The organism is Alphaproteobacteria bacterium (assembly GCA_002869105.1).
Classification (GTDB): Bacteria; Pseudomonadota; Alphaproteobacteria; order UBA7879; family UBA7879; genus UBA7879.
Map to the genome: position 1 here is coordinate 25,932 of PKTP01000008.1, position 9,747 is coordinate 35,678.

General features: G+C 44.6%; 9 protein-coding genes. 6 read left to right on the top strand and 3 right to left on the bottom strand.

The genetic code is table 11. From position 1 onward, the window contains the following. Window positions 1–162: 162 nt before the first annotated feature. The 3 genes from C0582_04665 to C0582_04675 are packed head-to-tail and all read left to right on the top strand — an operon-like array spanning window position 163 to window position 5,401. Window positions 163–1,689: a transcription termination/antitermination protein NusA gene (locus C0582_04665; protein ID PLX29471.1), complete on the top strand. Its 1,527-nt coding sequence runs from the start codon at window positions 163–165 to the stop codon at window positions 1,687–1,689. A 59-nt stretch (window positions 1,690–1,748) separates the two neighbouring features. Next, window positions 1,749–4,286 carry a translation initiation factor IF-2 gene (locus C0582_04670; GenBank protein ID PLX29480.1) on the top strand — a complete coding sequence of 846 codons (2,538 nt, stop codon included), beginning with the start codon at window positions 1,749–1,751 and terminating at the stop codon, window positions 4,284–4,286. 26 nt (window positions 4,287–4,312) lie between these two features. After that, window positions 4,313–5,401, top strand: coding sequence for a hypothetical protein (locus C0582_04675; protein PLX29472.1), 1,089 nt, complete (start codon window positions 4,313–4,315; stop codon window positions 5,399–5,401). Between the two features lie 144 nt (window positions 5,402–5,545). Here C0582_04675 and C0582_04680 read toward each other — a convergent pair whose 3' ends face one another. Both C0582_04680 and C0582_04685 read right to left on the bottom strand, forming a co-directional pair. Continuing rightward, complete coding sequence (locus tag C0582_04680; GenBank protein ID PLX29473.1) at window positions 5,546–5,728, bottom strand: hypothetical protein; 183 nt, start codon at window positions 5,726–5,728, stop codon at window positions 5,546–5,548. Between the two features lie 41 nt (window positions 5,729–5,769). After that, entirely contained in the window at window positions 5,770–6,282 is a 513-nt protein-coding gene (locus C0582_04685) for a hypothetical protein (protein PLX29474.1), read from the bottom strand. Window positions 6,283–6,710: 428 nt separating this feature from the next. Between C0582_04685 and C0582_04690 the strand changes: the two genes are divergently transcribed. Then, window positions 6,711–8,234, top strand: coding sequence for an AAA family ATPase (locus C0582_04690; protein ID PLX29475.1), 1,524 nt, complete (start codon window positions 6,711–6,713; stop codon window positions 8,232–8,234). On the opposite strand, the gene C0582_04695 is transcribed toward C0582_04690, so the two are convergent. Further along, on the bottom strand, window positions 8,200–8,403 hold the full coding sequence (locus C0582_04695; GenBank protein PLX29476.1) for a hypothetical protein: 204 nt from the start codon (window positions 8,401–8,403) through the stop codon (window positions 8,200–8,202). The genes C0582_04690 and C0582_04695 overlap by 35 nt on opposite strands. A 95-nt stretch (window positions 8,404–8,498) precedes the next feature. On the opposite strand from C0582_04695, the gene C0582_04700 reads away from it, so the two are divergent. Continuing rightward, entirely contained in the window at window positions 8,499–9,323 is an 825-nt protein-coding gene (locus C0582_04700; protein ID PLX29477.1) for a hypothetical protein, read from the top strand. A gap of 62 nt (window positions 9,324–9,385) precedes the next feature. Then, the coding region (locus tag C0582_04705) for a hypothetical protein (protein ID PLX29478.1) at window positions 9,386–9,747 on the top strand (362 nt) is incomplete at its 3' end.

A 9,747-nucleotide genomic window follows, 5' to 3' on the forward strand; every position in this document is an offset into this window, starting at 1 on the left:
TCAGATGTTGTGACTTATAGGTTTCTTTTCGCTTGAAATTTGAGGCGTGCTGGATATACTGGCCTTGAAATTGTTGCTACTTCAAGCGAGGTGGGGGGTTTTAAGATCCCCCTTTTGCTTATGTGGCATTTGGTAATATTGAATTAAAGGAAATAAACGACGATGGTCACCGTACATAATGAAATTTTGCAAGTTGCTGATGTTGTTGCCCGTGAGAAACTGATCGATCGGGAAACTGTGATCCAGGCAATGGAAGAAGCCATTCAAAAGATTGCTCTGAATAAATACGGCATGGACAACGATATCCGCGTGACTATTGATCGTAAGACTGGAGAGATCACCATCAAGCGCTATCGGGAAGTGGTTGAAACGGTTGAGGATGAAAGTAAACACATTGGTCTTGAGCAAGCAAAATTAGAACAGCCAGAAGCCACGATCGGACAGTTCTTAACAGACATTTTGCCGCCCGTAGAATTTGGCCGGATGGCCGCACAAACAGCTCGGCAGATTGTGAACTACCGGGTAAAAGAAGCAGAAAAAGAACGTCAATACGAAGAGTTTAAAGACAAAGTTGGTGAAATCATCAGTGGTATCGTTAAGCGCGTTGAGTATGGAAATTACATTATTGATGTCAACCGTAACGAATGTATTCTGCGCCGTGATGAGGCGATTCCCCGGGAGGTGTTGCGCCCAGGTGACCGGGTGCGGGCTTATATTTTAGAAGTGGTGCGGGATACCCGCGGACCGCAGATCTTCCTATCACGCTCCCACCCGCAGTTTATGGCAAAATTATTCACCCAAGAAGTGCCAGAAGTTTATGAAGGGGTGATTGAGATTTTATCTGTGGCGCGCGACCCGGGCAGTCGTGCAAAAATTGCCGTTCGGACCAACGATCAAACCATTGATCCGGTTGGGTCTTGTGTCGGGGTCCGTGGAAGCCGTGTGCAAGCCGTTGTGAATGAGTTGCAAGGCGAACGTGTGGATATTGTGCCTTGGACGGCAGATGTGCCTAGTTTTGTGATTAGTGCATTGGCGCCAGCTGATATCTCTCGGGTTGTTTATGATGAGGAATCTCGGAAGGTTCAAGTGGTGGTGCCAGATGATAACTTGAGTATTGCCATTGGACGGCGTGGTCAAAACGTTCGATTGGCTAGTTTATTGACGGGTCTTGAAGTGAGTGTTGTTTCTGAGTCGGATGATTCCCAGAAACGAAATGATGAATTCAAGCACGTCTCAGCATCTCTGATTGAAGAGCTGGGAATTGATGAGGTGATTGCGCACCTTTTGATATCGGAAGGATTCGATACCTTGGATGCCATCGCTTACTGTGATGTTGAAGAAATGCTGGAAATCGAAGGCTTTGAAGAAGGCTTGGCAACCGAGTTACAAAAACGGGCCCAAGTGTCGATTGAAAAGCGCCACAAAGAGATCCAGGAAAAAGTAAATAAAATGGGCGTTGACCCATCGCTGAGTACGTTTGAGCCGATTACCCCAGAACTGCTTTTGGTGCTTGCTGAAAACAACTGCCGGACCCTTGATGACCTTGCTGATTTGGCGGGAGATGAGTTGGTAGAAATGTTTGGTGAGGATCATATTTCATTGGATGTTGCCAATGATATCATTATGCAAGCCCGGGCACATTGGTTTGAAGGCGATGAAGCCCAAGAGCCTGAGGACGCAAAAGCATAAAACATCGCTTGTTTTTGCTGTGGCGATTCGTTTAAAGTGTGAAGAATTTAGAGAAAGATTTGACGATGACAGATGATACAAAAAAACCGCTAACACTCTCTAAAAAACTTAAAATCGATTCCATCGGTGCGGGCTCATCTGGCAATAAAACCATTATTGAAGTCAAAAAATCTAAAACACTGCGCCGCGGTAGCTTGAAAACAGCAGCGCCAACGGAGGCGCGCACCTCTGGCTCGCGTATGCGGGGCATGCAGATTGACCAAGCCACTTTAAAGCGCCCTGAGAGAAAAGAAGACCTATCCATCGGCGGCGCTTATGACGGTGAGGAAGAGACATCTCTATCACTCCAAGATCGGTTGAAGGCTCTGCAAGAACAGGTGTCAACTCTTGGTCAGCAACACCAGCAAGATAAGCAAAAACAAGACGAGATTCGTGAGCTTGAAGCCACCCAACGGTTGATTGAAGAAAAAAAACGATCCGTGGAAGAAGCGGAACGTAAAGCAGCCCAGGCAGCTTCTGAGGCATCCATAGAAGAGAAAAGCACCAAAGAAACTGCTGGCCGTAAACACGTGCCTTATGGGCGGGATTCGGATGATGACGGCCCTGGTGGAGCTAAAAAAACTGGAAAGCCTAGTTTGGGCCAAAACCGGAAAGAAGAACGTAAAGTTGTGACCCGCCGTGAAGCCCCCCGTCGTTCGGGTAAGCTGACCGTTTCCCAGGCTTTGAACACCAGCGATGATGTTCGGATGCGGAGTAAAGCTTCGCTGATGCGGGCCCGCGAAAAAGAAAAGAAAAAATTAATGGATCCGGATCAAGCCGCTCAAAAAATTGCCCGGCAAGTGACGATTCCTGAAACAATTACCGTGCAAGAGCTTGCCAACCGGATGGCGGAGCGGGCGGCGGATGTGATTAAGGCATTGATGAGTCTGGGAACCATGGCAACCATCACTCAAGTTCTTGATGTTGATACGGCCGAGCTTGTTGCAACCGAGTTAGGGCACACAGTGAAACGTGTGTCGAATGATGATATGGAACGTGAATTGATTGAGGCGGAAGCCTTAGAAGATAAAAATATTGACTTTATTGATCGCCCCCCTGTGGTGACGATCATGGGCCATGTTGACCATGGAAAAACATCTCTTTTGGATGTGATGCGATCTGCCAATGTTGTGAGCGGTGAAGCAGGGGGCATTACCCAGCATATTGGGGCTTACCAGATTCAATCCACGGATAGCCGTAAAATCACCTTTATTGATACCCCAGGCCATGCTGCGTTTACCGAGATGCGGGCACGTGGGGCGCAAGCAACAGACATTGTTGTGTTGGTGGTTGCTGCTGATGATGGCATTAAAGATCAAACGGTTGAGGCAATCAACCATGCCAAGGCAGCAAAGGTTCCTATTATTGTTGCGATTAATAAAATGGATAAACCCGAGGCTGATGCGCAACGAGTGAAAAATGAATTGCTGCAGCATGAACTAGTTGTCGAAGCCTTGGGTGGTGATATTTTGGCGGTAGAAGTGTCTGCCAAAACGAAAATGAACCTTGAGGGCTTGGTAGAGGCAATTCTTCTGCAGGCGGAACTCCTTGATTTGAAAGCGCCTCTTGATCGAAGCGCCATGGGAGTTGTGATTGAGTCTCGCCTGGATCGTGGTCGTGGACCGGTTGCAACTGTGTTGATTCAAAAAGGAACCTTGAAAATTGGTGATCCCTTTGTTTCAGGGGCGCAGTTCGGACGGGTTCGTGCCATGGTCAATGATAAAGGCGAAAACATCCAAACGGCCATCCCAGCCGAACCTGTAGAGATTATTGGATTTAATGGGGTGCCTGTTGCGGGTGATTCCTTCTTGGTGCTGGAAAATGAAGCCCGAACAAAAGAAATTGCGGAATTCCGGTTAAAGCGTCGTAAAGAAAAAGAAGCGGCTAAACAAGATAAGTTGAAAAAAGCCAACTTATTTGGCGCCTCAACAGAAGGAGATATGACGGTTTTGAGTGTGATTATTAAGTCAGATGCTCATGGATCTTCTGAGGCTATAGCCGGCGCTTTGACTAAAATCAACTCTGAAACGGTTGAGGTGAAAGTTGCTCATATGAGTGTGGGGGAAATTACTGAATCGGATGTGACCCTTGCCAAAGCCTCGAATGCTTTGATTGTTGGCTTTAATGTGCGGGGAAATGCGTTGGCCCGCGATATGGCAGAGCGCGAAGGCGTAGAAATTCGCTATTATTCCATCATCTATGATTTGATTGATGATGTGAAAGCGGTATTGAGTGGTTTATTGTCGCCGATTCAACAAGAGAAGTTTATAGGTAAAGCAGAAATCAAGCAGATCTTTAAAATTTCAAAACTGGGAACCATTGCCGGATGTTACGTGACAGAAGGTGTGGTGAAACGGGGGTCAAAAGTGCGTTTGCTTCGTGATAACGTTGTGATCCACGAAGGTAAGCTTAAGACATTGAAGCGATTTAAAGATGAAGTCAAAGAAGTGAAGCAGTCCTATGAATGTGGGATGGCTTTTGAAAATTACAATGACTTGCGTGAAGGCGACTTTATTGAATGCTCTGAAATTGAAGAAGTGGCACGGACGCTGGAATAAATCTTTTCGGTGGTGGGGGGCGGTTGATGAGGCGCGCTTGTGCTGGTAGGCTTGTGGCTTGCCTGATGGTTGGCATCGGGGCGCTTGAGGCTGTCGGTGTGATGGCACCAGGATCACTTGCAGATAAACCCCTTCATCAGTTGTTTATAGCCCTGCCTCAGCCAATTGCATCTCCCTTGAAAGAGGCTTTGCCGCAAAACGCTGAAGCCCAGTGTTCTTATCAATTGATGAGCCGTAATCCTGATCAAGTCTATTGCATCAAATGTCCCCATCAAACCTTTGGACTGCGGGTTTTTAATCGAACCACATATGCCACACGGCGCGGTGTCTATCGAGCCAGTTTGGCGGGGGCGCTTGGTTTGGGGCCAGAGGTGATTATGTCTAACCCTGAGGTTGGGTTCGTTCTCTGGAAATGGCTTGCCGGGCGGGTGCTTAAAAGCCCAGTAACATCTGATGACGTGCGCGCTCTGACGCAGCAGCTGCGTAAAGTTCACCAAATACCAGCTCAGCAAAGACGCTATTCACGGCATACACGGATTGAAAACCGCGTGCATCACCGGATAGACGAGTTGATGGACATGGGGTCAACGGTGATTAATTTAAAATCTTTGCAAAAGTCTGTTGATCGGATTGTGAAAAATCTGGAGGCGGGGCCAGATGTGATGTTGCATACCGATATTCATCAAAGCCATGTGTTAAGGACGAATCGAGGGATTCAATTGATTGACTGGGGTGATTCCAGTACGGGATCCCCTTTTGATGATTTGGCTGCAGTGAGCGTTTTTTTCGGGCTGACACCTGCGCAGGATCGCGACATGCTGACAACTTATTTTGATCGCCCCCCTTCTTGTATGGATGGTCGTCAGCTGTTTTTAAAAAAGCTTTTGGTGATGTTACATTACAGTTTGTGGCAGTTGCGCCAGGCCGAAAAGGCGCGCGGGCTTTTGTATCAAACCCGCATCAAGCCGTATAAAATGTTTTCTGAGTGGATTCAGGACCAAGGAGCGCAGACCCACTTTTCTGGCAATCCAGCCCTGAGTCGCCATGTGGCACTGTTGGGTCTGAAAGCCTACTTTGAGGGCATCAGTTCAGAAGCCTATCGTCAAAAGTGTTAGTTTAAATTTTTAAATGTTTTCAAATTTTCTTTATGAGGTGGTTTTATAGATCAACATGGTCTGAAAATTGAGTAACCTTAAACAGGAGAGGATAGGGCGCATTTGGTGACATCCACAGCTTAAAAAGAGCCACTGTAGAATCATCTACTCGCCTTGCTCTGCTTGTTGCATCTCTTCCGGAGAGGCTCTGGAAATAGAAAAAGTGTGCTGCCCCGGGTCGCAGACTTCATTGAGCTCAGTTTTTATTCCTTCGCCCGCTGAATGAAAAAGTTTCAACCCATAGCCTGTTCGCGGCATAATGGCGTGATTATCCTTGATGAAATCCATCGTTTATTGATTCAAAATATTATTTTTCTTTAGCCAGGCTGTTAAACGACCGAGGTTAACAAACATATTGATTGTCGTTGAAAAACATATTGATTGTCGACATAGTACTCAAAAGCAAGAACTGGATGACCATCTACGCCTATTTTTAAAATACCACGACCTACAGGTTGGTCCTTTTGCCAAAACTCTTTAGAGGTTTCTGCCAAAAATTTATTAAAATCTAAGCCTTCCGGGTTAATTGCTTTAAGTCTGTGCGCGTCCCAATTCTGGTGCCTAAATTCGGTCGTAGGCAGTTGATGAAAGCCATCCCCTAAAATTTCATATGTCTTTGATTGCAATTCTTTGGCAATTTGATCATAGGGTATCGAAGTCTTTAATTTAGCACGGGATATCGGCTTAACTAAGTCTTTATAAGCGTCTCTAGCTAATTTCCATATGTCAAATGGCGAACTACCTGGAAGGTGGCCATTTATAAAAAAGCGATCGATTTGGAAGTTTGTGCCTTCAAAAAGAACGCGGCAATCTTTGCCATCAACGTCTCTGCTAGGATGCATAATTTTAATATCTTGTCGCTGTTGATACTCAATTTGAGGTTGTATGGCTAGTATTGGGCCTTCTGCTGCTTGTTCTGGCGCCTGTTCGTTATCAGCAGCCCTAGAGATGTATGATAGCTGGTAAATAGAAGGAGGCAGGAAGCAATTAAAAAGGAAGTATTTTTAATAGAATAAAAAGGAAGTATTTTTAATAGAAATAGTGATCATTTTTAGGTTCTCATAGGTTGTTTATCATTTTTAAGAACAGCACATAGGTTAATAAATGTCAAATTTATATTTACTAATTATTAATGATTACTCAAGGGAAAACGGAGGAAAGCGTAAGGGAAAAACGATGTTATTCTATATCTGGAAACTTAATGATTGATTTTCTCGAAATATGTGGTACATGGTAGAGTTCGAAATTGACGGATAAAGGAGTTTACTAAATGTCAGTTAATAAAGCTAAACCACAATTTACTGGGCTCAGAGGAATTTTCTGGCCAATCCATGGCTTTGAGGTCAAAAAGTTTTTGCCCATGGCTTTTATGATGTTTTGCGCGCTATACAACTACACTGTTTTAAGGAACAGTAAAGATGCAATTGTGATGCACGAGTTGGGTGATGCCGCCGCTATCAACATTTGTAAGCTTCTGATTACGCTGCCCCTGGCAACGTTGTTCTTTATCTTATACTCAAAAATGAGCAATGCTCTGTCACGTCAGCGATTGTTTTACACGTGCACCATGATTTTTGTGGTGTTCATTTCTGTTTGGGGTTTCTTACTCTATCCGTTTAGAGATTCCTTGATGGCGGACACGGAAACATTGCGTAGCATTGGTCAAACGGTTCCACCGCTTTATTGGGTCGTGATTACTTTTGGTAAATGGTTTTATGCTCTTTACTATGCCATGGCTGAACTATGGGGCAGTGTGGTTGTATCCTTGCTATTCTGGCAGTTTGCTAACCAAATCACCCGCGTCAGTGAAGCAACACGTTACTATGCCATGTTTGGCTTGATTGGAAACTTTGGGAATATGTTAGCGGGCGGTGTCATGCAGTGGACAAAACCACTCTCTAAATCTATTCATATTACAGGCTATAATGCAGGGGATATCCATACCTTGATGAACTTAATCCCAGTTATTATGTTTGCTTTTGTGTTTATGTATTTGTACCGCTTCACCAACACATCGGTCATGTCAGATCCACGGTTGTATGACCCAAGCGATATTAAGCCGAAGAAGAAAAAAGAGAAAATGTCGTTAGGTGACAGTATGAAACTTATTTTGTCTTCTAAATACTTGATGTTGATCTTGATTCTTGTGGTTGGATATGGCGTTTCTGTGAACCTGATTGAGGTCAGCTGGAAATCACGGGTGAACCTCTTCTTCCCAGATAAAGCCTCTAAATCGAGCTTCTTTGGACAATATGCCGTATTGAACGGTGCCGTAACCATCATCTTCATGCTTGTGGGACAAAACATCGTCCGAATTTGGGGTTGGTTTGTGGCAGCGATTTTAACGCCAATTGTGATTGTGACGACAGGCGCGATCTTCTTCACAACGATTTTGGCTGAAGACTTATTGACTTGGCTGTACACACTTCTGGCAGCCTCTCCATTGATGCTTTCGGTTTATGTAGGGCTATTCTTCCAAGTGTTCAGTAAATCAACCAAATACTCATTGTTTGATGCCACGAAAGAGATGTCTTACATCCCGCTTTCTGATGATTTGAAATCAAAAGGGAAGGCAGCCGTTGATGTGGTTGGGGGTCGTTTGGGTAAATCTGGTGGTGCTTTGATTCAAAGTGTGATGATTGCCACCATCGCGGGATCAGCTTTGAACCCGTATGATGTGATTGCCCCCTATTTGTTTATCTTTGTGATTGCCATCATGGTGGTGTGGTTCTATGCCATTGGTAAACTCAGCATTGAGTTCAAAAAAGCCAGTGAAGCCAAAGAGAATAAATAAAACACTTTTCTTTGTTTCCTAACAATACCTTAAGGGGCCTGCGGGCCCCACTTTTTTTGGCTGAATGGCGAACGGTCTCAAACACCTTAAAGTTAAAGAGCTGCTGATCTTTGGGATCAAAATCGTGTCCCTTTCCTCTTTTCATTAGATTTTTATATGTTTTTCTCATAGTTTATTAGAACAAAAGAAAAATTTACTTAATAATATCTTTACAAACTTCCACGATGTTGATAGAGATCAGTAAAATTAAAATGAATATGTCCCATGTCAAAATTTAAAATTCTAACTTCTGTTTTTGCGCTGAGTGCCCATCTTGTCGCTGCAGAGTGCCCAAAATGTGGCCATGAAGGCGTTAAGGAAATGAATGCTACGAATGAGAGCAGCGTCTATATTTCCAAAGAGGGCCTGACCGATGGTTTTTATGTGGGACTGAGCGGGGGTCTGATGCGCGACATGGGCAAAGAAGATTTATTGGTCCATGATAATACTTTTGATCCACAAATGAATGCGACACAGAAGTTGAAAAAAACCTCGCTGATTGGGGGCGCGTCTGGTGGATACATGCGGGTATTCCCCAATACCTTTATGGCATTGGAAGTTGAAGTCACCGGCCCACAGCACTGGTCAAAAGACAATACTGTAGGTCAGTTCGTTCCAGGAAATCATGGGGGCGTTCTTCAAACATCCTCTCCAGTCACAATGCGTTATCGCCAAGATTTTGCGGTGGCATTGATTCAAAAGTTCGGGTGGCGCTTTACACCATCGACAGCGGCTTACCTGCGCGCTGGTCCGGTTATGGGGCAATTTAGTTGGAACGGCAGAATTGCTGTTCACCCAGGAAATGGCGGGGGAATTAGAATCGCAGATAACGCCCTCTTGAAGCGTCGTAAAAAAGTTTTAGGTTTGGACTTGGGTGTTGGTGTGGTTCACCAATTTGCGGATAGCTGGATGGGATCTGTTGATCTAAGCCACCGTCGTCGTTTCCAAAAAATTAAGTATGACTTTGAGCCCGGCGGTGCTGAGACAACGAAGATTAAAATAAATCCTAAACAAACACGCTTGATGATGACGGTCAGTTACAAAATATAAACGTTGAACTTTTAAAAAATTCGATTTAGACAAATTAAACAAATTCAAAAGGTTAAAGATAAATGTTTCAAAAATTTAAACTCAGTGTGATGGCGATAACCGCTTTTTTAGCAATGTCAACGTCTGCAGCTCCCTATGGATCTGCTCAAGAAATACAGCAGGCAATAACAAAGTTTAATGCAACGCTTCCTCCAGCAAAGCAAGTGCCGGCCGCTTTGATGCAACAATTTTCAGAAGTTGCTTTTGGAATGAGATTAGAAAGATCTGCTCTTGTAAAGACTATGACTAGTGGTCAAGCTGCCCAGATGGCCCAAACCTTACAACAAGCTCAAGCGGCGGCACAAACCGCAGCTCAGCGTGAAGCAGCGGCAAGAGTAGCAGCTAGATATGCTGAGGAAAACTTGTTGCAATTAGATCAAGCGGT